Below are 25,624 nucleotides of genomic sequence, written 5' to 3'. Positions count from 1 at the left end.
CTATGATAATTCGCGGTGATGAGCCTGAGCAAATCAGGCTCCTGAGAAAGCCTTACAAAAAAGGCAACTATTTCATGCAGGGCAATGAGGCTGTCGCTTACGGCGCCCTCTTTGCCGGCTGTCGCTTCTACGCGGGCTATCCAATCACGCCTTCGAGTGAGATAGCCGAAACGATGGCGAAGGAACTACCGAAACTGGGAGGATATTACCTCCAGATGGAGGACGAGATAGCGAGCATTGCCGCCATGGTCGGCGCCTCGTGGACCGGATTCAAAGTGATGACCGCCACAGCCGGTCCCGGATTCAGCCTCATGCAGGAAAACCTCGGCTATGCCGTGATGACAGAAACTCCGCTCGTTCTTGTCGATGTCCAGAGGAGCGGCCCATCAACGGGCCAGGCCACCAAGGGCGCTCAGGGGGACTTTTTCCAGGCTCGCTGGGGAACCCACGGCGACCATCCTATAATAGCCGTCTCACCGACGAGTGTTGAAGATTCATTCTGGGAGACGGTCAGGGCCTTCAACATAGCTGAGAAGCTAAGAACACCGGTCGTGGTTCTCTTCGATGGCATTAGTGCCCACGCGAGGGAGCGGATAAGGATTCCCGATCCGGAAGAGGTCGAAGTAACCTACCGCAAGCTTCCGGCCAATGAGGAGGAAGCAAAGCTCCCCTTCGGAGACCCGCACGGCGACGGCGTCTCACCCATGCCCCTCTTTGGCCACGGTCACTTCACCCATGTTACGGGTTCAACCCACAAGGAGAACGGCCTCAGGGATGTCTACACCCCAGAAGTTCACGATAGACTCGTGAGAAGAATTCACCGGAAGATAGAGCAGAATAAACACGTTTATGAGAAGTACGATGAGCACTTTACCGACGATGCTGAGATATTGGTCATAAGCTGGGGCGTCTCGGCCAGGCCCTCGCTCGGGGCGGTTCTCAATGCCAGAGAAGAAGGAATAAAGGTCGGCCTCTTCGTGCCGAAGACGGTTCACCCGTTCCCGGGGGAGCGCGTGAGAGAACTTTCCAAGAAGGCCCGTGCAATACTCGTTCCAGAGATGAACCTAGGACAGCTCATTCTCGAAGTCCAGCGCTTCGTCAACGACGACGTTCTCCTCAAGGGCGTGAACAAGGTTGGCGGCGTTCCATTAACCGTTGAGGAAATCCTGCGCGAGATAAGGGGTGTTGCCTGATGGCGAAGGAGATTTATTCCATGTATCCGAGGGTTAAATACCTCCGCAAGGAGGCGCTTCCCACAGCACTGTGCCCCGGCTGCGGTGGTGGAACGGTTCTCAATGCTTTTGCCAATGCCGTTGACCAGCTCAAGATAGACCCCAGGGATTTGGTGGTTGTGAGCGGTATCGGCTGCTCTGCGTGGATAGCCTCGCCCTATTTCTTGGCCGACACGCTTCACACCACCCACGGAAGGGCCATAGCCTTCGCAACTGGTGTTAAGGTCGGCCTGCCGGACAAGAAGGTCGTCGTCATAAGCGGCGACGGTGATCTAGCCAGCATCGGGGGAAACCACCTCATCCATGCCGCGAGGAGGAATATCGACATAACGGTCATCCTCGTGAACAACTTCATCTACGGAATGACCGGCGGCCAAGTTGCCCCGACGACGCCCTTTGGAGCGAGAACTACCACTTCCCCATACAGAAACATAGAGCACCCGCTCCAGATTTCCGAGACGGTAGCGGCGGCTGGAGCGAGCTATGTGGCAAGGTGGACAACCGCTCATGTTTACCAGCTCATCGAGAGCATCAAGAAGGCCCTGACCGTGAAGGGCTTCTCCCTCGTGGAGGTCATCTCCCAGTGTCCAGTCCAGTTCGGAAGAAGGAACAGGATGAAGGAACCGGCCGACATGCTCCGCTGGTTCCTCAAGGACTCTGTGCCGATAAGTAAGGCCAGGAACATGTCTCCAGAGGAGCTTGAAGGCAAGTTCGTCATCGGGGAGCTCGTGAATCGGGAGAGACCAGAGTTCACGGAGGAGCTTAACAAGCTGATTGATGATGTCCAAGAACATTTCGGCCTTAGGGAGGAGTGAGAGCCATGCAGATTCGTTTCGCCGGTATAGGTGGCCAGGGAGTGGTCCTTGCCGGCGTCATCCTCGGCGAGGCCGCGGCGATTGAGGGGCTTAACGTTTTGCAGACCCAGGACTACAGCTCCGCAAGCAGAGGCGGCCACAGTATAGCGGATGTCATAGTCTCAAAGGAGCCGATTTACGACCTGGTGGTCACCAAGGCGGATGTTTTGGTGGCTTTACATCAGCTTGGCTACGACACTGTTAAAGACGAACTGAAGGAAGATGGCCTGCTGATAATCGACACTGACCTTGTGAAGCCCGATGGAGAGTACACAGGCGCGCCCTTCACCCGCCTGGCGGAGGAAAATACAGGACTAGCTTTGACGGTCAATATGGTGGCCTTGGGCTATCTGGTTGCTAAGACGGGAGTGGTTAAGACGGAGAGCGTTGAAGAAGCCATTAGAAGGCGCGTTCCCAAGGGAACCGAGGAGATAAACCTCAGAGCCTTCAATGTTGGTTATGAGGAGGGATTGAAATGAGATACCCCTTTCCCGTTGGCAAGAGCGACTTCATCCAGGGTGATGAAGCCATAGCAAGGGCGGCTATCTTGGCGGGCTGTCGCTTTTACGCTGGCTACCCGATAACTCCCGCGAGCGAGATTTTCGAGGCGATGGCATTATACATGCCCCTCGTTGACGGCGTTTCCATACAGATGGAGGACGAGCTGGCTAGTATGGCGGCAATAATCGGGGCCTCATGGGCCGGTGCCAAGGCCATGACGGCAACTTCTGGTCCGGGATTCAGCCTCATGCAGGAGAACATAGGATACGCGATCATGACTGAAACCCCAGTGGTTGTTGTCGACGTCCAGAGGGGAGGGCCAAGCACGGGGCAGCCGACGTTAGCTGCACAGGGGGATATAATGCAGGCCATATGGGGCACCCACGGAGACCACAGCCTTATCGTTCTCAGTCCATCGACGATTCAAGAAGCATTCGACATGACAATAAGGGCATTCAACCTTGCCGAGAAGTACCGCACGCCCGTCGTCCTTCTCACCGACGCCGAGATTGCCCACATGCGTGAGAGGGTTTACATTCCCCTACCCGAGGAGATTGAGATCGTTGAGAGAAAGCTTCCCGCCAACGAGGAGGAGGCCAAGTATCCTTTTGGTGACATTCACGGCGATGGCATTCCACCGATGCCGGTATTCGGAAAGGGCTACCGCACCTACGTTACAGGCCTGACCCACGACGAGCGCGGAAGGCCGAAGACGGTTGATGCCAAGGTGCACGAGAGGCTCATCAAGAGGATCGTTGAAAAGCTCGAGAGAAACAAAGCCGACATCGTTTCCTACGAGACCCGTGGCATGGAAGACGCCGAGATAGCAATAGTGTCCACCGGGATAGTCGCCCGTTCCGCGATTAGGGCCGTCAAGATACTGCGCGAGAGGGGCATCAAAGCCGGCATGCTCAAGCTCAACACAATATGGCCCTTCGACTTCGACATGATTGAAGAACTCGCCGAGAGGGTCGAGAAGATATACGTGCCGGAGATGAACCTTGGACAGCTTTACCACCTCGTCAGGGAAGGTGCCAACGGGAAAGCCGAGGTCAAGCTCATAAGCAAGATAGGCGGCGAGGTTCACACGCCGATGGAGATAGTTGAGAGGGTGGTGAGCTGAATGTACCTTACGTCCGCTTACGAGATTCGCGATAAATACCTGCGCAAGGACATGCTGCCGACCATCTTCTGTCCGGGCTGTGGAATAGGCTCGGCTTTACAGTACACGCTCAGGGCTATAGATGACCTCGGCCTCAACCCCGACGAGATAGTCTGGGTGAGCGGCATAGGCTGTTCTTCGCGTGTTCCTGGCTTTGTCAACTTCGACGGCCTGCACACGACCCATGGAAGGGCCTTAGCCTTTGCCACAGGTATAAAGCTCGCAAATCCCGACCTCAAGATAATCGCCTTCATGGGAGACGGCGATGCGGCGGCTATCGGAGGAAACCACTTCATCCACGCCATAAGGAGAAACCTCGACATCACCGTGATACTAATCAACAACTTCACCTACGGGATGACCGGCGGTCAAGTGGCTCCAACTGCTCTGAAGGGCCTCCGCGGAACCACCGCGCCATACGGTCAGTTTGAGAACCCCTTTGATATAGCAGATCTCGCCGTTTCAGCCGGTGCCAACTACGTGGCCCGGTGGAGCGTCTTCAACTACCTCCAGGGAATCAACAGCATCAAGAAGGCACTCAAGAAGGAGGGCTTCACCCTGGTGGAATTCCTCTCACCGTGTCCGATAAGCTTCGGAAGGAGGAACAGGATGAAGACGGCCCCAGAATTGCTTAGATGGTACCAGAAGATAACCGTGCCAATAAGCAAGGCCAAGAACATGTCGCCAGAGGAGCTTGAAGGCAAGATAGTCATCGGCGAGTTCGTGGACAGGGATAGGCCTGGTCTGATTAGGGAGTACGAGGAGTACAAGAAGAGGGCCAAGAGAATGATGGGGTGGGAAGAATGAGGACAGAAGTCCTTTTCAGCGGGTTTGGAGGTCAGGGTGTCATACTGGCCAGCGTCATCCTTGGAAGAGCCGCGGCCGTTTACGGGAACCTCTATGCGGTGCAGACCCAGGCATATGGACCGGAGTCACGGGGAGGCGCGAGCAAAGCTGAGGTAGTCATAAGCGATGAGCCGATTGATTATCCAAAGACGCTTCACCCCGATTACGCGGTCTTCTTCTCCCAGGAGGCCTACAACAAGTACCTGAAAACCGTTAAGGAGGGTGCCGTTGTAATAGTCGAGAGCGAGCTCGTGCCGCACAGAGATGAAGAGTTCGAGAAAAAGCTGAAGGTTTACGCCTGCCCACTGACTAAGATAGCCGAAGAAACTACCGGCCTCAGCCTTACCATGAACATTCTCACCCTTGGCCTGCTGGTCGCTTTGACCGACGTCGTGAGCAGGGAGGCTATAGAAAAGGCCGTTCTCGATGCGGTTCCGAAGGGCACAGAGGAAATCAACCTCAAAGCATTCCGCAGGGGCGTCGAGATCGGCGAGAAGGCTAAAAAAGGCAAGCTTTGAGCCCGTCTTTTCTCCCACATTTTCCCAAAAATCTTATCAATCCGGCCGGAGAGTTGAGTCTATGCTGGTAAACGAGAGTAAAAGAAAGGTCTGGCACGGGAGGGTAGAGCTAGCAGATACGTTCTTCAAGCGGTTTAAGGGGTTGATGCTGGTTAGAAACGTCAATTACGCTCTCGTCTTCGTCCTGCCCGCTGAAACCCGGGTAAACGCTTCAATTCATATGTTTTTCATGCTGAGCGACATCGACGTAATCTGGCTCGACTCTTCTTGTCGGGTGGTGGATTTCAAGACCGCCAGAAAGTGGCGAGTCTATGCTCCCAAAAAGGCCGCCAAGTACATAATCGAAGGTCCAGTGGGGATGATAAGGACCCTGGAGATTGGGGAAGGGGACTTGATAAGCTGGAGCCTGAGTGAGGAGAAAGAAAAAGCGATTCCAGTCAAAATTTCCCTGCCGGAAAAGCTCTCCTTCGAGAGTTCAAACGGAGTGACTATGGCGGAGAGCGTTAGTAAACTGAAAACTAAAAAGGCCTAAAACTCGAGCTCCACTCCATTCTCCTCTCCCTCCCAGAGGACTATCCTCCGGAGCCTGACGCCCTTGGGGAGCTTCTTTTTAACCTCTTCCGCTATCCAGAGGGCGACGTTCTCAGTCGTCGGGTTCTCAAAGAGGGTATTGAGATTCCTGTGGTCAAGCCTCTCGATTATTTCACCGACTGTTCTTCTCAGCTCAAGGAAGTCCGTGACGTAGCCGTTCCTCAGCGGGCCCTCAACAGCAACCTCAAGCCAGAAAGTGTGGCCGTGTATCTCCTCGGGCTTTTCGTCTATGATAACGGCATGGGCCGCCTCAAATTTGAAACGCTCGACGATGCAGGACTTCATTTTGCTCACCCTGACTTTCGTACCATCCGGAACCCAAATTAGCGCCAATACTCTAAAACCTTTGGGATTGATTTATGTATAACTCAACATATTTCTGGCCTTTAAAAATAACCTATCGTAATGCTTAAAACCCGCAGGTCTTATAAGGAGCTAAAACGACGGTGTGGGGGTGGTTAAAATGGTCAGGTACATGGTGACTTCCGCTCTTCCATACGCCAACGGGCCGATTCATGCTGGACACCTTGCTGGAGCATATCTGCCTGCGGACATATTCGTCCGCTATCTGAGGCTCAAGGGTGAGGAAGTGATTTTCATCAGCGGAACCGATGAACACGGGACACCAATAACCTTCCGAGCGCTCAAAGAGGGGAGAAGCCCGATGGAGATAGTCGACTACTACCACGAGCACATCAAGACGACCTTAGAGAGAGCCAAGATAAGCTTCGACTACTTTGGCAGAACTGAACTGCCAGTCCACTACAGTATAAGCCAGGAGTTCTTCCTAAAGGCCCTCGAAAACGGCCACCTCGTTAAAAAGGTGAGCAAGCAGGCCTACTGTGAGCACGACAAGATGTTTCTCCCGGACAGGTACGTTATCGGCACGTGCCCCCACTGCGGTGCCGAGAACCAGAGGGGCGACCAGTGTGAGGTCTGCGGCCACCCCCTCACGCCGGAAGAGCTCATAAACCCGCGCTGCAACATCTGTGGCAATCCAATAACCTTCAAGGACTCTGCTCACTATTACATAAAAATGCAGAACTTCTCAGAAAAGCTGAAAGAGTGGGTGCAGAGCCAGGAGCACTGGAAGCCGAACGTCAGAAACACCGTCCTCGGCTGGATTGAGGAGGGCCTTGAGGAGAGGGCCATAACGAGGGACTTGAACTGGGGCATTCCAGTGCCGCTCGACGATGAGGACGTCAAGGGCAAGGTTCTCTACGTATGGTTTGAAGCACCGATAGGGTACATCAGCATAACCGTCGAGCACCTTAAGAGGGAAGGCAGAGAGAATGAGTGGAAGAAGTTCTGGCTCAACCTTGACGGACAAACAAAGGTCATCCACTTTATCGGCAAGGACAACATACCCTTCCACGCGATATTCTGGCCGGCTTTCCTGATGGCCTACGGCAGGTATAAGGACGAAGAGGCTGAGGCAGAGTGGCTCCTTCCGTACGACATCCCAGCCAATGAGTACCTCAACCTGGAAGGCAAGAAGTTCTCAACGAGCAGGAACTGGGCCATCTGGGTGCACGAGTTCCTCGACGCCTTCCCGGCTGACTACCTCCGCTATTACCTCACCGCCATAATGCCCGAGACGAGGGACAGCGACTTCAGCTTCGCCGACTTCAAGACAAAGATTAACGAGGAGCTGGTGAACAACCTCGGAAACTTTGTGCACAGGGCTTTGACCTTCGTCAACCGCTACTTCAACGGGGTCGTTCCTGAAAGGGGCGAGCTTGATGATTTGGACAGGCAGGCCTTCGAGGAGATTGAAGCTACTTTCAGAGAAACAGGTGAGCTGATAAGTCAGTACCGCTTCAAAGATGCTCTCAGGCGCGTAATGGGGCTGGCAATCTTCGGCAACCGCTACTTCGACTACCAGAAGCCATGGAAGACTGCCAAGGAAGACCGCGAGAGGACGGCAACAACTGTTAATGTCTCGCTCCAGATCGTCAAGACCCTTGGAATACTCCTGGAGCCGTTCCTTCCGGATGCGAGCGAGAAGATATGGCACCTTCTCAACCTCGAGGAGACCAAGCGCTGGGAGTTCACTGAGATTCCAGCTGGCCACAGAGTTAGAAAGGCCGAGATTCTCTTCAGGAAGGTCACCGATGAGGACATAATATTCTTCATCGTAAACTACATAGCCAGGGGCAATCCTGAGAGCGCAAGGTTGCTCCTCGACAAGTACTACAGGACGGACGATGTCGTCAAGGTTGCCCTCGAGAGGTTCGGTGAGAAGCGTAGAGATGAGGTCATGGCAATCCTTAAGAACATATACGGTGAGAGGCTTGAGAAAAAGGCCAAAAAGGAGAAGAAAAAGGAGGGTGGAAAAGTGGAGTACGTCAAGTTCGAGGACTTTGTGAAGCTCGACTTGAGGGTTGGAAAGATTGTTGATGTGCAGGACCACCCGAACGCCGACAAGCTCTACGTGGTAAAGGTTGACCTTGGTGACGAGGTCAGGCAGCTCGTCGCTGGACTCAAGAAGTACTACAGCAAGGACGACCTCCTCAACCGCTACGTCGTTATCATAGCCAACCTCGAGCCCAAGAAGCTCAGGGGAATAGAGAGCCAGGGAATGCTGCTGGCAGCGGACGACGGCGAGAACGTTGCCCTGCTTATGCCGGACAAGGAGGTAAAGCTCGGGGCAAGAATAAGGTGATGGGAGCTCAGAGCCTGAGCTCCACCCAGTTTTCCCTCTTCTTCTTGTAGACCCGCACAAGGCCCTGCTTTTCGAGCCTCTGGAACATTCTCCAGGCAGTTGTCTTTGGGATTCCGAGCGTCTCCCTGACCTCGGACTGCCTTGCCTTTCCGCCTCTGTCGAAAAGATAAAGCAGTGCTTTTTCCTCATCCTTTGTCAAGTCGTACTCCGTGAGCCTCTTTTCAAAGTCCTCCCTGCTGATGCTTGGTGCCAATCCGCTCTCTTCCTTACCACTCTTCAGGTATATGAAGCCGCCTATGGAGAGGGCAAAGAGAGCGAGTATTCCAATCGTTGCCCAGCTGGTGGAGCCACCCGAGGGGGTTTCAGTTGACGAGCCAGTGGTTGAGGGTGCGGTGGAGTTAACGAAACTTTCAGAGGCAGATGTTTCCGAGATGGACTGGGTAGTCTGTGTCTGGGCCGTTTCTGTCCCAACTGGCAGATATTCCAGAACATAGGAAACCGTCTGATTGCCCGCAGGCATGACGATTGAGTTGCCGTTTATCTCGAGGGGGATGTCGCTCAGGTCAACCACTATGTAGTTCTCCGGGAGAACCACGGTGAAAGGGCTCTCAGACGAAACCTTGAGCGTCCAGACAATGCCATCCTTGGATGTTAAGTCGGGGGTGTAATATGAGACCCTGACGACCTGGGCATCCTCTGGGTACATCAAAAGGCTGCCGTTATCTAGCCGGAAGTTCAGGGGGTTCCTGTCCTCATTCTCTACAAAGAGGTTCTCATAATGCTCTCCGAAGAGGAAACCTCAATTTGAGAGGCGTAATCAGCGGGAAGGAGCTCGCATTCAACCTTAACGTAGCCGTCCTCGTAGACGGTCAGAACCAGAGACGAGACGGTATACTCTCCACCAACCACCGGAACGAGAATAAGAGCCGTTATCATGAATATCACGAGCGACTTCCTCTCCATTTAAGCATCCTTCCAAATCAAATGAAAAGGGAAAGGGTCATATGAATGGGCAAGGATACACTCGTCGACATTGTGGAGCATATTCAGGGCTATTGCGAAATGAGCCTTGGCCTGGAGCGGCTTCCTGTCCTTAAGGAGTTCAACGCCGATCCTAAGCTCCTGCACCACGACTTTCAGCTGAATCTCCGCAGAGGTGGTGTCCACGCCCTCCCTCATGAGCTCGGCCAGCGCCTTGGCATCCTTTTCAATCCTGTTCTCCATCTCCATAAGGGACGCTCTCACGTCCTTGAGCTTCTCCTCGAGCTCCCTTTCGTAGACCTTCATTCTGATGAACTCAGCAGCTTTTTGGAATTCTCTGATGGTCTCCTTGTTTTCGTCCATTACTTTGAGGGCCTCCTCCCACCTGCCCTCGTCGGTAAGGGCCTTCACTTCGTCGTACACGGCAAGGAAAACGTTGAGTCTCTCCTGGAGTTCAGTGGTGTCGTAGCCGTTCTTCTGGGCCTTCTCAATTGCCTGCTGGGCAATTTCTATTCCTTTCTCGCCCTTGATGAGGAACTCCTGAACTATCTTATCTGCGTTAGCATAGGCGAGCTCCTCGCGAACCTTCCCCAGTTCCTCATTGAGTAGGGCCTTCTTCTCCAGCGCAACTTCGTAGTCAGCCTTGGCCCTTTCTATGTCCCCGGCCTTCAGATCATCGAGAACGAGTTTGTACGCCTCTTTGGTCTCGTTGTAAAGCTGAGTTAGGTTTCTCACGTCGACCCCCTGGTTCTGGGCGAACCTGATGGTCTTCTCGACCATCTGGAAGTATTCCATCATCTCAGTCTCGATCCTGATGCGCTCCCTGAAATCCTGAACCCTATCTGCCGCTTCCTGAAGCCTCGAGAGGGCGAGCTTGTAGTAATGCATCGCCATCAGACTGTCCATGATTGAGTTGGAGTAATCGCCAGCCTCGTATTCACTGATATCCCTGTCCTTATATTCCTCTGCGGTTTCGTAGTTGGCCAATATGCTGGAATTCTCAGGCAGCTTGTCCTTAATAGGTTCCATCCTATCCTCCGCAAGCTGGTTGATGAGCTGCTCCGCTATCACATCTCACTGGTGCCGTTGTTCAGAAGGGTTGCATCGCTTGCAGTAGCGTTGTCTTCGGCCATGCTCAGTGGAATGACGCTTCCAAGCAACAGCAGGACGAGGGCAAGTGCTCCCCACTTCGTGCCTGCCATGGGCATCACCACTCGTTAATGCGAGCTCAACCTATTTTAGGAACTCTATGAAAAGCGCTTTTCACACCGTTCCATTCTTCTCGAGCTTTCTTATATACAGAGCAGTAATACAGCTTCCGTCCCCTACATGTTATGCTGTAAATCACCCAGCCCTTCTCCTCAAGTGTCTCTATGAGCTTCCAAGCATTGGTCATATCACTCTCGTCGTGGATTTCAACACCGTATTCAGCCTTTACCTTCTCGAAGAGCCCTTTCTTTTTCCCACCAGTCTAATATGGAGGGCCTGACCAATAAACCTGAGCCCCAGTCTCTTGAAAAACGCTTTAATGATTTATATGCAAATTATTTTTGGTGGCGGGCATTGAAACGTGAGGTTCTCAGATTCTGGCTCATTGCTGTTCTCGTTCTGATAGTTACTCAGCCGGGAGCGATAGGTGTGGCCAACTGGGACGCTCTCTACTGCTTCTACATGGATTTAGGCGCGTAGATGGAAGCAGCCTTTGGAGTCTCGGTTTTCGTTTTCTTGTATGGCCTTTTGAGGAGAGAAAAGATAGGGAGCATCAGCTTGACCCTCCACGCACTCCTTCTGATTTCTATCGCAGTGGTAGGCTATCGGGCAAATGTGCTGGCACTCGATGAGGTCAATCCGAATTTCAGCTTCTTTGATTTCATTGTGGTTTCCTTCCTGATGGCGTCGATGGTCCTTTACCTCTTCTTACCGAGCCTTCCGTGGGTTCTCACGGGAAAAGCTTACTACTCACACGACAGGCCACTGATTATAGCAGAGGCCGTTCTGACGGCCATTGCTGTGACTATCTATCTGCTCTACAGAAAATCAGAGGAGAAAGAGAAGAGAGACCTCACGGCACAGGATAACCCAGCCCCTTCAGAATCATCCTCAGGGCAAGCAGAGCCATGACGACCGCGAAGGCGTTCTTCAGGTTCTTCGCCTTGGTTCTCTTGGCAATCCTTGCCCCGAGCTGGGCGCCGACTATCAAGCCAGGAATGAGGAGAACGAGCCAGTGGAGCTCAACGTTTCCGAGGGTGTAGTGCTTTATGGCACCAGCCGTGGCGGTGAAGACTATGGCGAAGCTGGAAGTGGCCACCGCGTAGTGTATCGGGAGACCGAGCCACGTCAGAAAGGGCACGTTGATTATCCCTCCGCCGACGCCGAGCAGGCCACTCGCTATTCCAGCGAAAAAGCCGCCGATTGGGACGAGCCTGTAGTCAACTTTAACATCCTCGAGCCTTATTTCCGTTGGCTCCGCCGTTTTCTTGCGGTAAATCCTGATTGCGACTATGATGAGCGTTGCTCCAAAGATGATCTTAAGCGTTCCAGCGCTTATGAAGCTCGTCATCCCGGCCCCGATGTATGCTCCAATCACTGCGGTGCTAGCGAGCAGAAGGCCAATCTTGTAGTGTATCCTCTTCTGCCTCGAGTATGCGAGGGCAGAGCTCAGTGAGGTAAAAACAACCGCGGCGGAGGAAGTTCCCACTGCATGGTGTATCTCAACCCCAAGCAGGTTAAGCGTCGGCACTATCAGAAAGCCCCCACCGAGGCCGAAGAGGGCCGCGAGGATTCCAATGAACACGCCAACCACGAAATAGCTAAGGTATTTGAGCAATCAATCACCTCCGTTACAGCTCGAAGGCTATCGCCTCTATGAGCTTTATCAGTGCCTCAAGGTCGCCCAAGTGGAGCGTCTCGACCTCGCTGTGGAGGTACTTTATGGGCACGCTCAGGGCCAAAACCTCGCTCTTGCTCTGGAAAACAGAGGCGTCCGTTCCTCCGCCCGTTACACCTATCTGAATAGGTATATCGTTCTTCTCCGCTATTTCCCAGACCTTCCTAGCGAGCCTGCGAGTGTAAATCGCTGAGTTGTCCACGGCCCTTATGAGTGCTCCGCCACCGAGCTTCACATCTCCAGTCAGCTCGGAGCAGCAGGCGAAGGAATCGATGGCGAATGCGTACTTTGGAGAGTAGTGCTCCGCGAGGAACTTGGCCCCCTTAAGGCCTATCTCCTCCTGGACGGTGAAGGCAAAGATGAAGCGGCCGTTCAGGTCGTGATCGACCAGGTCCTTAACAGCCTCAACGAGGGCAACCACACCGAAGCGGTCGTCCAAGGAGCGGGTCGAGACGTAGCGGTTGTTGAGCACTGCGAAGTGCTTCTTGAAGACTGCATAGTCCAGAACCTTGACTTCCATGTCGAGGGCTTCCTCCTTGCTCTCCGCTCCGATGTCAATGGTGAGCCTGTTCCATGGGACCGTATCGAACTTCCTCTCAATGTTCAGGTGGACTGGTAAATCCCCTATAACACCGTCGAGCTTCCCGCTCTCGGTGATTACATCCACGTGCCTGCCGTAGAGGAGGCGGTCGTCTATTCCACCGATTTTTCTAAAGCGGAGCTTTCCATCGGGGGTTATGCCCGTAATCAGAAGCCCAATCTCGTCCATGTGGGCCATGAAGATGGCCTTGAGCTCACCCTCGCCCAGCTCTACGATGAGGTTTCCGATAGTGTCCACGGTGCAGTCCATGTAGGGCTCAAGCCATTCCATGAGCTTCTCCCTAACCTTCTCCTCGTAGCCGGAAATACCGGGTATGGCGGTGATCTCCCTCAGCTCTTCAACGAGCATTTTTATCACCTCAGAGCATCTTTACCTCCTCAATCGGCCTGACCTTTAGAATCTCCCGATTAACTAGGTCTCCTGGAATCTCACCGCGGAGAACGGTGAGAAGGTTCTCCACAGCCCGAAAACCCATGTCCTCCATTGCCTCCCTGCTCAGACCAGCGTGGTGCGGCGTTAGAACCGTCTCCCACTCCATACCGAAGAGCTCGTGCTCGGTAACGGGCTCCCTCTCAAAGACGTCCGTGGCGTAGCCCTTCAGCTTTCCATCTTTCAGTACCTTCACGAGGGCCTCCTCATCCACGAGGCTTCCGCGGCCGATGTTGACGAGGTATTTCCCTTCCATGAGCTTTAGGCGTTCCTCATTGATAATGTTGTAGGTTTCCAGCGTTGCAGGGAGGGCCAAAACAACGATGTCAGCGCTCTTAAGAACCTCCTCGAGCGGGAGGTACTTCGCGTTAACCTCTTCTTCGATGTCTTTCTTCCTCGAGCGCGACCAGTACACCACTTCCGTGCCGAGCGCCTTGACTCGCCTCGCTATGGCCTTCCCTATCGCCCCCATGCCGAGTATCCCGACGGTTTTGCCGTAAACGGTCTCAATGTCCTTGAAGCCACTCCATATTACTGTGTGAGACTCCCACTTTCCAGCGCGTATGAACCTGTCGGTGTAGGCTATCTTCCTGAGGAGGGCTATCATAAGCCCGACGGCGAACTCGGCGACTGCCTCGCTTAGAACACCGCTAACCTTTGTGACATATATTCCCCTCTCAGTGGCGGCCTTCACGTCGACGTGGTCGTAGCCGGCGGAGTGGCAGCTTATAACTTTGAGCCTTTCGGCCCTCTCGATGACTTCAAGCGGGATTGGGTTTAAGGGGGAAACAATTATCCCGTCGAATTCCCCAATTTTCTCCTTGAGCTCCTCCACACTTGGATATAGGAGCAGCTCAACGTCTGCGTGCTTTTTGAGTTCCTCTAAAGGATTGCTTTTCATTTTAAAAAGAACGCCCACCTTTGGTCTCATGTTTCCCACCTTACGATGATTATCGAAACGGGCTAATAAGTTTTCCGCCTCCCGGGAAAGCTTAAAAAGTTTTTCTGGCCTCTCACTTTAGGTGGTGTCGATGAAGGTTGAGCGCAAGAAGTGGAGCGAGGAGTTCAGCGAGTGGTACAACGAGCTGATTGAAACTGCCGGGATACAGGACAAGCGTTACCCGGTCAAGGGAATGAACATCTGGCTCCCGTACGGGCTTAAAATAATGCGCAACATTGAGAGGTTCATACATGCCGAGATGGAAAGAACCGGCCATGGTGAGGTTCTTTTCCCGGCACTCATCCCTGAAACCGAGTTCCAGAAGGAGGCAGAACACATAGCGGGCTTTGAGGGTGAGGTTTTCTGGGTCACTCACGCCGGTCACGATCCCCTCGACATCAAGCTCATCCTCAGGCCGACGAGCGAGACTGCAATGTACTCAATGTTCGCTCTCTGGATTCGCTCACATGCAGACCTTCCATTCAAGATCTACCAGATAGTTAACACTTACCGCTACGAGACCAAGCACACGAGGCCGCTCATCCGTGTCAGGGAGATTAGCAGGTTTTTTGAAGCTCACACAGCCCATGACAGCTTTGAAGACGCCGAGAGGCAGATAAAGGAGGATCTTGAGATATTCAACAACCTCGCCAAGTTCCTTGCGATTCCATACATCGTCTCCAAGAGGCCCGAATGGGACAAGTTCCCGGGTGCATACTACTCCCTCGGCGCCGAGGTCATGATGCCCGACGGGAGAACGCTCCAGATAGGAACGATGCACAACTACAGGCAGAACTTTGCCAAGGCCTACGAGATACTCTACGAGACCGAGGATGGCAACCATGAGTACGTCCACCAGACGACTTTCGGAATGAGCGAGAGGCTTCTGGCTGCTGTTATAGCCATTCACGGCGACGACAGGGGAATGGTCCTGCCACCGACGATAGCGCCGATCCAGGTAGTCATAGTACCGATTCCGAAGAAAGACGCCGAGGCTGATGTGTTTGCCTACGCGAGGGAGATAGCGGATGAGCTTAAAGCCGCAGGAATCAGGGTTCACGTAGACGAGCGCGACATAAGGCCGGGCAGGAAGTTCTACGACTGGGAGCTCAAGGGCGTGCCGCTTAGAATAGAGGTCGGCCCAAGAGACGTCGAAGGAAGGAAAGCAGTTCTGGCGAGACGTGACACGCTCATGAAGGAGACCGTTGAGAGGGAGGGACTAGTCGAGGTCATCAGGAAGACCCTCGACGAAATCCACGCGAACCTCTACACGAGGGCAGAGGAGTTCCTCAGGAGCCACATAAAACGCGTTGACACCATCGAGGAGGCCAAGGCCGTCTTTGAGGACAGGCGCGGAGTAGTCGAGATTCCCTGGTGCGGCGAGGAGGAGTGCGGTCTGAAAATGGAAGAGGAACTCGACGCTAAGATGCTCGGAACGCCCTATCCCGAGGAGAAGGCCAAGGAGGGCATCGAGGGCAAGAAGTGCCCAATCTGCGGAAGGGGAGCCAAGTTCATCGCCAGGTTTGCCAGAACATACTGAGCTTTCCTTTCTATTCTCCCACACTCCACTTTTGGGGCACAGTTAGAAAACAGTCGAGAAAAGGGAATAGGGAAAATCAAGCACTCTCGTTCTCGATGACGGCTTCAAGGAGCTCGACGGCCTGATTGATGTAGAGGTAGGCCTTCCTGATGTGGACGCTGAAGACAACCCAGCGCAGGGTCCTTCCCTCGTCTGGGATGCCGTACATCAGCGCCTTCTCGAATTCGGCGGTGGCGTTGGTGTAGAGCTCCATCACAAGCTGGAGCGTCTCGTTGCTGACGTTGGCCTGGACGCTGAGGTTGTAGAGCTCGTTGAACTTCTCCTCATCGCTCTGGTAGAGGTAGTACCAAGCGATGGACTGCTTGATGAAGTTCTCATAGCTCCAAGCGGTGGCACCGGCGGCTCCCGCGAATGGGACAAGTGCTACCGTCAAAACCACGAGGAGTGCAACGGCCCTCTTCATGGTTCCACCTCCTCCAAATGCATTCATCCGTGAGTACCTTTAAATTTTTTTCTCTCCTAACATTTAAAAAATGAACATCAAATGAAGTACTATGATTTTGGGAATCCACGACGGCCACGATGCGGGAGCTGTGTTGATAAACGGCGAGAGTATCTTCGCGGTTAACGAAGAGAGGCTGAACCGGGTTAAGAAGTACCGCGGCTTTCCGAGGCTGAGCGTTAGGAAAGTCCTTGAGATGGCGGACGATTCAATAGAAGACGTCGAGGTTATAGCGGTAGCTGGCATTTTCAGGAAGCAGAAGAGGCTTCTGGAGCTTGAGGCCCATCTCAAGGACATCTTTGGGCCAGACTTCAAGCGAAAGGTTCTTTTCGTCGAGCACCACCTCGCCCATTCGGCGAGTGCCTACTACACGAGCGGCTGGAAGGATGCTATAGCCCTGAGCATAGACGCCGCTGGAGATGGGTTGAGCTCATCAATCTATATCGCGAGAGATGGAGAGATGATTAAAATCGCCCAGAGCACCTATCTAGACTCCCTCGGCGACTTCTACGCATCTGTTACGGAGCTCCTTGGCTTTAAGCCAATGCGCCACGAGGGCAAGGTGATGAGCCTGGCAGCATACGGAAGGCCCACCTATGATTTGAGCAATATCATAGAGCTCAACGGCCTAACCTTTGACAACCACCTCAAACTCATAGGCGTTGAAGCTACGAGGAAGCTGGCCGAGCTATTCAGCTATCCCTTGAGCAGGGCTAAAGAAATCGCAGGGCAGATGAAGCGCGGGAAGCTCGACGGCGAACTCCAGAGAAGGGCAATAGAGATAGCGGCCAGCGCTCAGGCGCACCTCGAAAAGCTCATTGACGAGCTAGGGCTTAAGCTGAAGGAATATAATCTTCCGCTCGCCTACGCCGGCGGAGTTGCCCAGAACGTCAAGGCCAATGCCATTTTGAGAAAGCTCTTCCCAAGCTTGTGGGTCTTCCCCGCGATGGACGATGGAGGGCTGGCGTTTGGAGCAGCGGTCTTCGTTAAGGCCCAGATGGAAAGGCTCGACGGAAGGTGGAGACCCTTCAAGCTTGAGCACGTTTACCTTGGCCCTGGCTACTCAAGGGGAGAAGTTGAGGAGTTCCTTAAGGAAGAGGGCATCGCCTACGAGGAAGTAAGCGACGTTCCATCCTTCGTTGCGGATGCACTGACCGATGGAAAAATCGTCGCCTTCTTCCAGGGGAGAATGGAGTTTGGGCCGAGAGCCTTGGGCAACCGCTCTATTTTAGCAGACCCACGGGGCGAGGGAGTTAAGGAGAGGCTTAACGTGGCCCTGCGGAGAGACGTCTTCCAGCCCTTCGCACCTTCGATGCTCGAAGAGCGGGCAGAAGAATATCTGGTAGACCTCAACGGCGAGCCCAACAGGTTCATGACAATGAGCTACACCGCGAGCGACGAGTTTAGAAGGGAAACCCCAGCGGTTGTCCACGTGGACGGAACAACGAGACCGCAGAGCGTGGTTGAGGAAATCAATCTGGCCTACTACCGCCTGATAAAGAAGTTCGAGAAGAGAACTGGCCTTGGCGCTGTGCTGAACACGAGCTTCAACATGCACGGCGAACCAATAGTTTGCTCGCCGAGGGATGCTCTCGAGAGCTTCAGAAAGGCGGGGCTGGACGTGCTGGTTCTTGAGGGATTTGTCGTTCATCAGTGAACTTTACTATTCTTCGATGTCCATCTTTCCTCTGAGATAAAGTTATAAACATTGGACCGAAGGGCATCTGGTGATTCTCATGGCGCTGAGCGACAGATTAGACCTCGTTAACCCTTCTGAGATTAGAAAGCTCTTCGACCTCGCTCAGGGTGTCGAGGGCCTCATCTCACTCGGAATCGGAGAACCTGACTTTGACAACCCAGAGCATATCAAAGAGTACGCGAAAGAGGCCCTAGACAAGGGGATGACACATTATAGCCCCAACGCCGGAATCATGATGCTCCGCGAGGCCGTTGCATGGAAGCTAAAGGAGCAGAACGGCATTGAGGTTGACCCCAAGAGCCAGGTAATGATAACCGTCGGGGCCAACCAGGCGTTCATTATGGGGCTCGCAGCGTTTCTCAGGGATAATGAGGAGGTTCTGATCCCAAGCCCAATGTTCGTGAGCTATGCCCCAGCGGTAATCCTCGCAGGAGGAAAACCAGTTGAAGTCCCGACCTATGAAGAGAACGAGTTCCGCCTGAGCGTTGATGACCTCGAGAAATACGTCACCGAGAAGACGAGAGCCCTCATAATAAACAGTCCGAACAACCCAACGGGAGCCGTTTTGACCAAGAAGGATCTCGAGGAGATAGCCGATTTTGCCGTCGAGCACGACCTGATAGTTTTCAGCGACGAGGTTTACGAGCACTTCGTTTACGACGGCGTCAGAAACCACAGCATAGCGGCTCTCGACGGCATGTTCGAGAGAACGATAACGATAAACGGCTTCTCCAAGACTTTCGCCATGACGGGCTGGCGCCTCGGCTTCGTCGCCGCGCCGGAGTGGATAATCGAAAAGATGACCCGCTTCCAGATGTACAACGCCACCTGTCCCGTAACCTTCGTCCAGTACGCGGCTTCAAAAGCTTTGAGGGACGAGAGGAGCTGGAAGGCCGTCGAGGAGATGCGCAGGGAGTACGAAAGGAGGAGAAACCTCGTCTGGAAGAGGCTAAACGAGATGGGCCTGCCAACGGTAAAACCCAAGGGAGCGTTCTACATACTACCGCGCATAAAGGACACTGGGCTGAAGAGCAAAGAGTTCAGCGAACTGATGCTCCTCAAGGCGAAGGTCGCGGTCGTTCCCGGCAGCGCCTTCGGAGAGGCCGGAGAGGGCTACGTCAGGATAAGCTACGCCACTGCCTACGAGCAGCTTGAAGAAGCAATGGACAGAATGGAGAATGTGTTAAAAGAGAAAAAGCTGGTCTGAGGTTTCCTTTTTCCATTTGACCTCATAGACGCTCCAACCTGGCGTTTATCTCTTCTCCAATTTCTATGATCGCGTAGTAGCCTTTGAAGAGCGGCCCGGGGTTTATTACCGGGGTTTCTCCAATTCTGTCGACGCCCCTCGCCTCGTGGATGTGGCCGCAGATGACCAAGGGGGGCTGCCTCTCCTCGATGAAACTCCTCAACGCCTTACTGCCGACGTGAAGTCCGGAGCGAACTTTGTCAGTTACTGTGTTGTAGGGTGGAGCGTGGGAGAGTATCACGTCTCCCTTTTGGTAGTTCCTCTCAAGAATCCCGTGGATTTCTTCTTCGGTTAGCTCCCATATTGTGTTGAAAGGGGTGATGTTTGAGCCACCGACTCCAACGACGCCCAGTCCGTTGAGCTCAACCCGCTTGTTGTGGACAGAGATTCCAAGTTCTTCCAAAAGCTCTGGCACGTCCCTGCCGTCGCAGTTGCCGTGGACAGCTATGATTGGCTTGCCGAGCTCCAAGAGATGCCTCAGAATCCTCCTGGCCGTTTCAGCACCGCTGAAGTTGGTTACGTCCCCTGCAATGAGCAGGGCATCGAAGTCCTCCGCAGAGAGCCTTCTGGAGAACTTCTCGACCATTTCGAGGTTTCCATGGAGGTCAGTTATAGCGACAAGCCTCATTGCTACCACTCCAGAACAAAAAATGATGAAAGACTCAGAAGTACATGCCCATCTCCTCGGCTATCTTCCTGAGGCGCGCTATCCTCTTCTCCGTTGGCGGGTGGGTGGAGAACAACTCGGCAACACTCATCCCCCTGAAGGGGTTCACTATGAACATGTGAGCGGTGGCTGGGTTGCCTTCGCTCATAGGCCTGTATCTTACCGCGGCTTCAATCTTTTCGAGTGCCCTCGCGAGGGCCCACGGCTTGCCGCTTATTCTGGCCCCAGTTTCGTCCGCCAGGTACTCCCTTGAGCGGCTTATTGCCATCTGTATCATCATCGCCACTATCGGGGCGAGGATGGCTATGAGGATAGCAGTGATCACGTTGCTTCCGTCCCTGTCGTCCCTGCCAAAGCCGCCGAAGATGGCTATCCACCTCGCCCAGTAGGCGAGGTTAATTATGGCCCCAGCCAGGGCTGCCGCTATTGTGCTTATGAGTATGTCCCTGTTCTTTACGTGGCCCAGCTCGTGAGCTATGACTCCTTCGAGCTCGTCCCTGTCGAGAATCCTAAGGAGGCCCTGGGTAACCGCCACTACCGCGTGCTTAGGATCCCTGCCAGTTGCGAAGGCGTTTGGCGTCTCGCTGGGAATTATCGCAATCCTTGGCGTGGGAATGCCCGCCCTTTCGGCGAGCTTTCTGACTATAGCGTAGAGCTCTGGAGCCTCGCTCTCGTCCACTATCCTTGCCCTATACCAAGCTAGCACTATTTTGTCGCTGTACCAGTAGGAGAAGAAGTTTATCGCCAGCGCGAAGAGGAACATCAGGAAGGCCGCGTCTTGGCCGCCTATGACGTAGCCGATGGCCATCAACAGGCCAGTGAGGAAACCCATGAGCAGGCTTGTTCTCAACCAGAGCCCAAGTCCCATTCTATCACCTCCTCAGATATTCTACTATATCGTCAAACCTGTCACTCCAGTCTACAATTCCAACGCGCCTTTTAACTCCCCCCTCCAAGAGGTGTACTATTTCCTCCACGATTTCTTCGGGAGTTTTTCCAGTTGTATCCACTTCAATCACGTTCTCGTTCTCTTCCAGAGCCTCAACCAGTATCTCGTCTATGAGCTCGGCCTCCACATTCTCCCCTACCTTTTTCTTTAGGTAGTCCCTCTCAATTAAACGTTGCGCCACAATTTTGGGGTCTGCCCTCAGGACTATCACGAAATCCACCGGAACGTAATGGCTCAGATGACCGTCTATGACCACGTTCTTCCCAATGGTCTCGTCCATGATCTCGGCGAGCTCATCAACGTCTATCTCGATTTCATCGCCAACCCTCTTGCCTATCCCGTGTTCGACCGCGAAGTCTTTTACACTTGTGTACTCGTAGCCCAGCCTCCCGGCGAGCAGTTTTGAGACTGTTGTCTTCCCAACTCCGGGCGTTCCTGTTATTGCTATCCTCATGCCCTCACCAGTTTTAATAACCACAAGTAGGTTTTTAAACCTATGGTCTCGCTTCGACACTTGTCGATTTCGACTTTAGTAGAAAACGAAAGACTTATAAGGTTTGGGGCCTCCAATTATGGCAAGGTGAGTAGTATGAAGCGGCTGAAATCCACTCTACTTCAGAAGAGGCTTCAGCTAGTAAGGGAAAGGAAAAAGATGCTCCTCCTCGAGGAGGCCAGGCTGGTTAGACTTTCCCGCCAGAAGAAAATAGCTGCGGAGGTTCTTTCCAAGGTTAGGAAGGAGAAATTCCAGGTCTTGATGGAAGAAGCAAGGCTCATAAGAACCCTTAAGCAGAGCGGCTACCCGGCCGTCTGACTCCCTCAACTTTAAAAACTTTTAAAGAAAGGGGAAACGCTCAGAAGACGGTGAGCTTGTCCTCAAGAATCATCTTCTGAATCTTGGTTATGTCGGCGAGCCAAGCGTCGGCTATCTCGTAGGCGGGCTTCTGTATGGCATCGATGCTGTAGCCCTTCTTAGGTATCACCTGGATGCTGGCAACAAGCGGCTCGTCAATCGGCTTGCCTATCTGGCTGAGTATCCTGACGTAGACCTCCTCGACGCCCTCGACCTGCTCCGCTATGTCGTTGGCGATGAGCATCGAGAGGAGGTTGTAAATCTTTCCAACGTGGCTGACCGGGTTCTTTCCAGCGGCGGCCTCCATGCTCATGTGCCTGTTTGGAGTGATGAGGCCGTTAACACGGTTGCCTCTACCAACGGAACCGTCGTCGCCGGCCTCGGCTGAAGTTCCGGTGACGGTGATGTAGTAGATGCCCTTCTCCGTGTCGTCGGCGGTGTTGACGTAGATGTTGACCTTCCTCTCGGTGTGGGCCTCGGCGACGCCCTTAGCGGCCTCGTAGATAGCCTGCTTGACGGCAAAGTACTCTCCAGGGTTCTGAACCTCGCTGTCGACTATGGCGGCGGCTATAGTTATGTCTATTTCATCGCCCCTCCTGAGGCCCATGACCTTTATGTCCTCACCAACAGCCGGCCACTTCTTCTTGAACTCGTCGCTGTTGAGCAGCTTTTCGGTCTCAAGGACTATCCTCTCGGTTTCGCTAAGTGGAGCGTAGCCGACGCCGAAGGAGGTGTCGTTGGCAAGCGGAATCGGAGTTTCCTTGGCCTTGTTGAAGACTCCAACGAGGTCAACGCTTCCCTGGCCTACGCGGGAGTCGATAACGATGTGGTAGTCGAGATCAAGGTGCCTGACGGCATTCTTCAGGTACTCCCTGGCAGCCTTTATTGCGACCTCGTGAACGGGGAACATCTCCCTATCGACTATCTCGACAGCCCTACCGGAGAGGAGAATGTAAATTGGCTTGATGACCTCACCGCCACCGAAGCGCGGGTAGGCCTTACCGCCAACGACCTCGACCTGGTCGGTGTTGTGGTGGAGAATAATTCCATATCTCTTTAGGTACTCTCTGCTGAGAGCCCTGCTAACGGCCTCGGCTATACCGTCGGCTATACTGTCTGGGTGGCCTATCCCCTTTCTTTCGACGAGCTCGACCTTCTGCATCTCCACAGGAGTCCTCACGAGCTCCTCAACCACTATGTTCCTAACTTTTCCGGCCATGAGCGTCACCTCAACTTTGTTGTCTTGGACGGGTCTGTTCATCAGCTTATATAATTTTCGGCATGAATTAGGGAGACTAATATTCTTCACAGTTATGAAATCCGAAACCCTTAAAATTCTCCTCGAAAATTCTCCATAACGAGTAAGCATCCGACGCCGCTCGGCAGCCCGGCCGTGGGAGCTTCCCGAGGGGATGCTGTGAGCACGGTGGACGGCCGAGCGAACAGGGCTTGGCCTCCGGACCGCTCGAGACCGCCTTCCGGCTTTCAATGAAGGCGGGGGATCAGCCAAGCCCACATTTTTAAGGACTTCCCCCAACTTTTTCTGGTGAAAGCATGGGACTGAAGAAAATAGTCTCTGAGATTAGAGCCGTTCTCGACGAAAAGGACGCCCTCAGGGAAGAAGCATTGAAACTCACGAGAGAGATCGTAAGACTGGGCGGGGACACTATAAAGGCCCTCCACAGGGGAGAAATTGGGAAAGCCGAGGAGAGACTCAAACTGGCACGCGAGAAAGTTGCACAGCTGAGGAAGAGACTGGCCGACCACCCGGACCTCTACTTCAGCGGCTATGTCCAGAGCGCCCACCAGGAGTTCGTTGAGGCGACGCTCTTCTACAGCTACATCGCTGGGAGGGACTTCCCGTCCCCGGGAGAACTCGGAGTTCCAGCGGCGGACTATGCCCTGGGTATAGGAGACTTCATTGGCGAGCTGAGGAGACATTTCCTGCGGTTGCTCCTTGAGGGCAAACTGGGTAAGGCTGAGGAAGTTTACAGATTCATGGAAGATGCCTACGAGGAGCTCATGACGCTCGAATATCCAAAAGGTCTTGTAAACATTCGCCAAAAGCAGGATCAGGCAAGACACATCCTCGAGAGAACTCTCGAAGATTTGACGAGGGCGAAGCTGAGCAAGAGCCTAGAGGAGAAGCTCGAAAAAACTCTAAAGGATTAGCTAATTACATAATTAGGTGATTAAGTTATTATAGAATTAAACAAAAAACTCGAGAGGATTGCAGAAGTTCAGTGGAAGCTCGCCGCCAGGGTAGTCGAGAGGCCGCTCAAACTGGAGGACATCGAAACAGTTGGGGCAGTTGATGTTTCCTACAGGGGAAGCCTCGCAAGGAGCGCTTTCATCCTGTGCTCTTTTCCTTCCTGCAAAGTTCTGAAATCCAAGGTTATGGAAACCGAAGTTAGCTTTCCTTACGTTTCGACGTTCTTTTTCCTCAGGGAGACAAGGTCAGTTCTCTTGGCCCTTCGCGGTGAAGAGTTCGAGGTCCTGCTCGTCGAGGGCCACGGAAGAGCACACCCAAGGGGCTACGGACTGGCCTCCCATATAGGTCTCCTACTCCATAAACCAACCATAGGCGTCGCCAAAAGGCCCCTGCGCGGCGTTCCTGAGGAATCCTTCGTGAGGGTGGGAAAAGTTTATGTAAGCGTCGGACATCTAATCGATTTGAACTCTGCTGTGAGAATAGTTGAAGCTCTACTAGAGCGAGGCTATCCAAAGCCGCTAAAACTCGCTGATAGGCTCTCAAAGAGGGGAATCCTATGAAAAGGCTCAAACTGCTAGTCACGCTCGCAAAAAAGGGTGCAATAGGTGAAAAAGTCAAGATAACTCTCAGGGAGCTCGCCGATGAGCTAGGAATATCTCCCCAATCGGTTCTCAGACTGCTAGACGAGATGGAGAAGGAAGGCCTAGTCTCCAAAGAGGTCCTAGGCAGGAAAACCTACGTCGAGATAGACCATGAGGGACTAGCGTTCCTCGAAAGCCTCTGCGATGCCATCTCCGAGGCGCTCTACAACGGGGTAATAATAGGAGAGGTAATCTCAGGAATCGGAGAAGGGGCCTATTACGTTAAGCAGTACGCCCACTTAATAAGGGAGTACCTCGGTTTCGATCCATATCTCGGAACGCTCAACATCAGGGTTCTCTTCCCGAAGACAGTTTTCGACGCCCTCTGTGGTGTCAGGCCTGTTGTACTCCCGGGCTTCACCAAGGATGGCAGAACCTTTGGGGACGTCAAGGCCTACCGCATTAGGATCAACGACATAGAGGGTGCGATAGTGGTACCCTCGAGAACCGTCCATCCGCCCAGAATAGCTGAAATAATAGCTCCCGTCTATTTGAGAGAAGCACTAAACCTTAAGGACGGGTCGAGAATAACTCTAAGGGTCGTGAAAGGATGATGGAGGAATGGAAGTCCATCCTAACAGGAGCGGGAATCGGGTCGTTTCTTGGATTCATCGTGGCAGTGGCACTTTACTCCACCCTCAACAACGATGGTTCGGTATACTTGATATACGTGGGCATGCTCATCGGTGCACTCCTCGGCATTAGGTACAGGATTAAGGTCAACGCCTCCGCCTATTCCTTTCCCTTTGGTTTTGCGGTCACTGTTATCCTAGCTGGCATCTGGATGGTAAGGGACGTAAAGCCGACCGAGGTCTACCTGTTCCTGGCCGCAGTGATGACTATAATGCTCTTCATAAAATCCGAGGGTCTTTTAGACATGTTCCTCGTACCTATAACATACTTCGGGGGCTTTACCGTGGCTATGCTGGCCTTTAAGGGCTACCAGCCGCTCCAGGAGATGGAAGGTGCCGTTGTAAGCCTCTTTGTGGTTGGTGTGATGGGGGCGATCTTAGCATTCTTTGCGGTCTTCGCGAGGTGGGCCTTTACAAAAGCGAAGAAGATCCCACTGAGGTAACGTTTAAATATGTTCGCCAGTAACCTACTCTGGTGG

The 25,624-nt window shown here is 53.4% G+C and carries 31 protein-coding genes; 18 read left to right on the top strand and 13 right to left on the bottom strand.

Annotation, left to right across the window (positions count from 1 at the left end):
• Nucleotides 1-2: 2 nt before the first annotated feature.
• The 7 genes from A7C91_RS08950 to A7C91_RS08920 all read left to right on the top strand — a co-directional run bounded on the left by A7C91_RS08950 (nucleotide 3) and on the right by A7C91_RS08920 (nucleotide 5,645).
• Nucleotides 3-1,193, top strand: a complete 1,191-nt coding sequence (locus A7C91_RS08950) for a 2-oxoacid:acceptor oxidoreductase subunit alpha (protein ID WP_068666786.1) — start codon at nucleotides 3-5, stop codon at nucleotides 1,191-1,193.
• Nucleotides 1,193-2,047 carry a 2-oxoacid:ferredoxin oxidoreductase subunit beta gene (locus A7C91_RS08945; RefSeq protein ID WP_068666784.1) on the top strand — a complete coding sequence of 285 codons (855 nt, stop codon included), beginning with the start codon at nucleotides 1,193-1,195 and terminating at the stop codon, nucleotides 2,045-2,047. Before A7C91_RS08950 ends, A7C91_RS08945 begins: the two co-directional genes overlap by 1 nt.
• Nucleotides 2,048-2,052: 5 nt before the next feature.
• Nucleotides 2,053-2,565 (top strand): 2-oxoacid:ferredoxin oxidoreductase subunit gamma, encoded by a 513-nt coding sequence (locus A7C91_RS08940; RefSeq protein WP_068666782.1) that lies wholly within the window; start codon nucleotides 2,053-2,055, stop codon nucleotides 2,563-2,565.
• On the top strand, nucleotides 2,562-3,710 hold the full coding sequence (locus A7C91_RS08935) for a 2-oxoacid:acceptor oxidoreductase subunit alpha (RefSeq protein WP_068666780.1): 1,149 nt from the start codon (nucleotides 2,562-2,564) through the stop codon (nucleotides 3,708-3,710). The genes A7C91_RS08940 and A7C91_RS08935 overlap by 4 nt, the downstream gene beginning before the upstream one ends.
• Nucleotides 3,711-4,556 (top strand): 2-oxoacid:ferredoxin oxidoreductase subunit beta, encoded by an 846-nt coding sequence (locus A7C91_RS08930; protein WP_068666778.1) that lies wholly within the window; start codon nucleotides 3,711-3,713, stop codon nucleotides 4,554-4,556.
• On the top strand, nucleotides 4,553-5,113 hold the full coding sequence (locus A7C91_RS08925) for a 2-oxoacid:ferredoxin oxidoreductase subunit gamma (protein ID WP_068666776.1): 561 nt from the start codon (nucleotides 4,553-4,555) through the stop codon (nucleotides 5,111-5,113). Before A7C91_RS08930 ends, A7C91_RS08925 begins: the two co-directional genes overlap by 4 nt.
• A 61-nt stretch (nucleotides 5,114-5,174) precedes the next feature.
• On the top strand, nucleotides 5,175-5,645 hold the full coding sequence (locus A7C91_RS08920; RefSeq protein WP_068666774.1) for a DUF192 domain-containing protein: 471 nt from the start codon (nucleotides 5,175-5,177) through the stop codon (nucleotides 5,643-5,645).
• Here the strand turns inward: A7C91_RS08920 and A7C91_RS08915 are convergent.
• On the bottom strand, nucleotides 5,642-5,989 hold the full coding sequence (locus A7C91_RS08915; RefSeq protein WP_068666772.1) for a 6-pyruvoyl trahydropterin synthase family protein: 348 nt from the start codon (nucleotides 5,987-5,989) through the stop codon (nucleotides 5,642-5,644). The genes A7C91_RS08920 and A7C91_RS08915 overlap by 4 nt on opposite strands.
• Nucleotides 5,990-6,167: 178 nt before the next feature.
• Between A7C91_RS08915 and metG the strand changes: the two genes are divergently transcribed.
• Entirely contained in the window at nucleotides 6,168-8,369 is a 2,202-nt protein-coding gene (metG, locus tag A7C91_RS08910; RefSeq protein ID WP_068666770.1) for a methionine--tRNA ligase, read from the top strand.
• A gap of 7 nt (nucleotides 8,370-8,376) precedes the next feature.
• Here metG and A7C91_RS08905 read toward each other — a convergent pair whose 3' ends face one another.
• From A7C91_RS08905 to A7C91_RS11920, 4 genes are read right to left on the bottom strand one after another with little or no spacing between them, the layout of a single operon-like run.
• Nucleotides 8,377-9,075 (bottom strand): helix-turn-helix transcriptional regulator, encoded by a 699-nt coding sequence (locus A7C91_RS08905; protein WP_234394362.1) that lies wholly within the window; start codon nucleotides 9,073-9,075, stop codon nucleotides 8,377-8,379.
• 53 nt (nucleotides 9,076-9,128) lie between these two features.
• The gene (locus tag A7C91_RS11925; RefSeq protein WP_234394361.1) at nucleotides 9,129-9,332 is read right to left on the bottom strand and encodes a hypothetical protein; all 204 of its coding nucleotides are present in this window, start codon (nucleotides 9,330-9,332) and stop codon (nucleotides 9,129-9,131) included.
• Nucleotides 9,333-10,421 (bottom strand): coiled-coil domain-containing protein, encoded by a 1,089-nt coding sequence (locus A7C91_RS08900; protein WP_234394360.1) that lies wholly within the window; start codon nucleotides 10,419-10,421, stop codon nucleotides 9,333-9,335.
• Nucleotides 10,418-10,558, bottom strand: coding sequence for a hypothetical protein (locus tag A7C91_RS11920; RefSeq protein ID WP_234394359.1), 141 nt, complete (start codon nucleotides 10,556-10,558; stop codon nucleotides 10,418-10,420). Before A7C91_RS11920 ends, A7C91_RS08900 begins: the two co-directional genes overlap by 4 nt.
• Before the next feature lie 355 nt (nucleotides 10,559-10,913).
• Between A7C91_RS11920 and A7C91_RS12205 the strand changes: the two genes are divergently transcribed.
• Nucleotides 10,914-11,039 carry a hypothetical protein gene (locus A7C91_RS12205; protein WP_267886224.1) on the top strand — a complete coding sequence of 42 codons (126 nt, stop codon included), beginning with the start codon at nucleotides 10,914-10,916 and terminating at the stop codon, nucleotides 11,037-11,039.
• Nucleotides 11,040-11,471: a hypothetical protein gene (locus A7C91_RS08895; protein WP_068666768.1), complete on the top strand. Its 432-nt coding sequence runs from the start codon at nucleotides 11,040-11,042 to the stop codon at nucleotides 11,469-11,471.
• Here A7C91_RS08895 and A7C91_RS08890 read toward each other — a convergent pair.
• The 3 genes from A7C91_RS08890 to A7C91_RS08880 are packed head-to-tail and all read right to left on the bottom strand — an operon-like array spanning nucleotide 11,413 to nucleotide 14,198.
• Nucleotides 11,413-12,177, bottom strand: a complete 765-nt coding sequence (locus A7C91_RS08890) for a sulfite exporter TauE/SafE family protein (RefSeq protein WP_068666766.1) — start codon at nucleotides 12,175-12,177, stop codon at nucleotides 11,413-11,415. The genes A7C91_RS08895 and A7C91_RS08890 overlap by 59 nt on opposite strands.
• Before the next feature lie 13 nt (nucleotides 12,178-12,190).
• On the bottom strand, nucleotides 12,191-13,186 hold the full coding sequence (locus A7C91_RS08885; RefSeq protein WP_068666764.1) for a M42 family metallopeptidase: 996 nt from the start codon (nucleotides 13,184-13,186) through the stop codon (nucleotides 12,191-12,193).
• A gap of 10 nt (nucleotides 13,187-13,196) precedes the next feature.
• Complete coding sequence (locus A7C91_RS08880; protein ID WP_068666762.1) at nucleotides 13,197-14,198, bottom strand: 2-hydroxyacid dehydrogenase; 1,002 nt, start codon at nucleotides 14,196-14,198, stop codon at nucleotides 13,197-13,199.
• 100 nt (nucleotides 14,199-14,298) lie between these two features.
• Between A7C91_RS08880 and proS the strand changes: the two genes are divergently transcribed.
• Nucleotides 14,299-15,747 (top strand): proline--tRNA ligase, encoded by a 1,449-nt coding sequence (gene proS, locus A7C91_RS08875; protein WP_068666760.1) that lies wholly within the window; start codon nucleotides 14,299-14,301, stop codon nucleotides 15,745-15,747.
• Between the two features lie 76 nt (nucleotides 15,748-15,823).
• Here the strand turns inward: proS and A7C91_RS08870 are convergent, their stop codons facing one another.
• On the bottom strand, nucleotides 15,824-16,210 hold the full coding sequence (locus tag A7C91_RS08870) for a pyrolysin (RefSeq protein ID WP_068666758.1): 387 nt from the start codon (nucleotides 16,208-16,210) through the stop codon (nucleotides 15,824-15,826).
• 91 nt (nucleotides 16,211-16,301) lie between these two features.
• Between A7C91_RS08870 and A7C91_RS08865 the strand changes: the two genes are divergently transcribed.
• Together A7C91_RS08865 and A7C91_RS08860 are read left to right on the top strand one after the other, a co-directional pair.
• The gene (locus A7C91_RS08865) at nucleotides 16,302-17,906 is read left to right on the top strand and encodes a carbamoyltransferase family protein (protein ID WP_068666756.1); all 1,605 of its coding nucleotides are present in this window, start codon (nucleotides 16,302-16,304) and stop codon (nucleotides 17,904-17,906) included.
• Between the two features lie 79 nt (nucleotides 17,907-17,985).
• Nucleotides 17,986-19,155 carry a pyridoxal phosphate-dependent aminotransferase gene (locus A7C91_RS08860; protein ID WP_068666754.1) on the top strand — a complete coding sequence of 390 codons (1,170 nt, stop codon included), beginning with the start codon at nucleotides 17,986-17,988 and terminating at the stop codon, nucleotides 19,153-19,155.
• A gap of 22 nt (nucleotides 19,156-19,177) precedes the next feature.
• Here A7C91_RS08860 and A7C91_RS08855 read toward each other — a convergent pair whose 3' ends face one another.
• From A7C91_RS08855 to A7C91_RS08845, 3 genes are read right to left on the bottom strand one after another with little or no spacing between them, the layout of a single operon-like run.
• Nucleotides 19,178-19,822 (bottom strand): metallophosphoesterase, encoded by a 645-nt coding sequence (locus A7C91_RS08855; protein ID WP_068666752.1) that lies wholly within the window; start codon nucleotides 19,820-19,822, stop codon nucleotides 19,178-19,180.
• 34 nt (nucleotides 19,823-19,856) lie between these two features.
• Nucleotides 19,857-20,729, bottom strand: a complete 873-nt coding sequence (htpX, locus tag A7C91_RS08850) for a zinc metalloprotease HtpX (RefSeq protein ID WP_068666750.1) — start codon at nucleotides 20,727-20,729, stop codon at nucleotides 19,857-19,859.
• 4 nt (nucleotides 20,730-20,733) lie between these two features.
• On the bottom strand, nucleotides 20,734-21,264 hold the full coding sequence (locus tag A7C91_RS08845; RefSeq protein WP_068666748.1) for an adenylate kinase family protein: 531 nt from the start codon (nucleotides 21,262-21,264) through the stop codon (nucleotides 20,734-20,736).
• A gap of 135 nt (nucleotides 21,265-21,399) precedes the next feature.
• Between A7C91_RS08845 and A7C91_RS08840 the strand changes: the two genes are divergently transcribed.
• Nucleotides 21,400-21,621, top strand: a complete 222-nt coding sequence (locus A7C91_RS08840; RefSeq protein WP_199920018.1) for a hypothetical protein — start codon at nucleotides 21,400-21,402, stop codon at nucleotides 21,619-21,621.
• A gap of 40 nt (nucleotides 21,622-21,661) precedes the next feature.
• Here the strand turns inward: A7C91_RS08840 and A7C91_RS08835 are convergent, their stop codons facing one another.
• Nucleotides 21,662-22,879, bottom strand: coding sequence for a methionine adenosyltransferase (locus A7C91_RS08835; RefSeq protein WP_068666746.1), 1,218 nt, complete (start codon nucleotides 22,877-22,879; stop codon nucleotides 21,662-21,664).
• A gap of 335 nt (nucleotides 22,880-23,214) precedes the next feature.
• On the opposite strand from A7C91_RS08835, the gene A7C91_RS08830 reads away from it, so the two are divergent.
• From A7C91_RS08830 to A7C91_RS08815, 4 genes are read left to right on the top strand one after another with little or no spacing between them, the layout of a single operon-like run.
• Nucleotides 23,215-23,832 (top strand): translin family protein, encoded by a 618-nt coding sequence (locus A7C91_RS08830; RefSeq protein WP_068666744.1) that lies wholly within the window; start codon nucleotides 23,215-23,217, stop codon nucleotides 23,830-23,832.
• Between the two features lie 30 nt (nucleotides 23,833-23,862).
• The gene (locus A7C91_RS08825; RefSeq protein WP_082872001.1) at nucleotides 23,863-24,432 is read left to right on the top strand and encodes an endonuclease V; all 570 of its coding nucleotides are present in this window, start codon (nucleotides 23,863-23,865) and stop codon (nucleotides 24,430-24,432) included.
• A complete protein-coding gene (locus tag A7C91_RS08820; protein ID WP_068666741.1) occupies nucleotides 24,429-25,067 on the top strand; it encodes a DUF120 domain-containing protein in 639 nt (212 codons plus the stop codon). Before A7C91_RS08825 ends, A7C91_RS08820 begins: the two co-directional genes overlap by 4 nt.
• The gene (locus A7C91_RS08815) at nucleotides 25,067-25,588 is read left to right on the top strand and encodes a hypothetical protein (protein WP_234394358.1); all 522 of its coding nucleotides are present in this window, start codon (nucleotides 25,067-25,069) and stop codon (nucleotides 25,586-25,588) included. The genes A7C91_RS08820 and A7C91_RS08815 overlap by 1 nt, the downstream gene beginning before the upstream one ends.
• Nucleotides 25,589-25,624: the final 36 nt, after the last annotated feature.

The organism is Thermococcus piezophilus (genome assembly GCF_001647085.1).
In the GTDB taxonomy this organism is placed as follows: domain Archaea; phylum Methanobacteriota_B; class Thermococci; order Thermococcales; family Thermococcaceae; genus Thermococcus; species Thermococcus piezophilus.
Note: the sequence above shows the minus strand (reverse complement) of the source record. Positions and strands in the feature narration are given on the sequence as shown.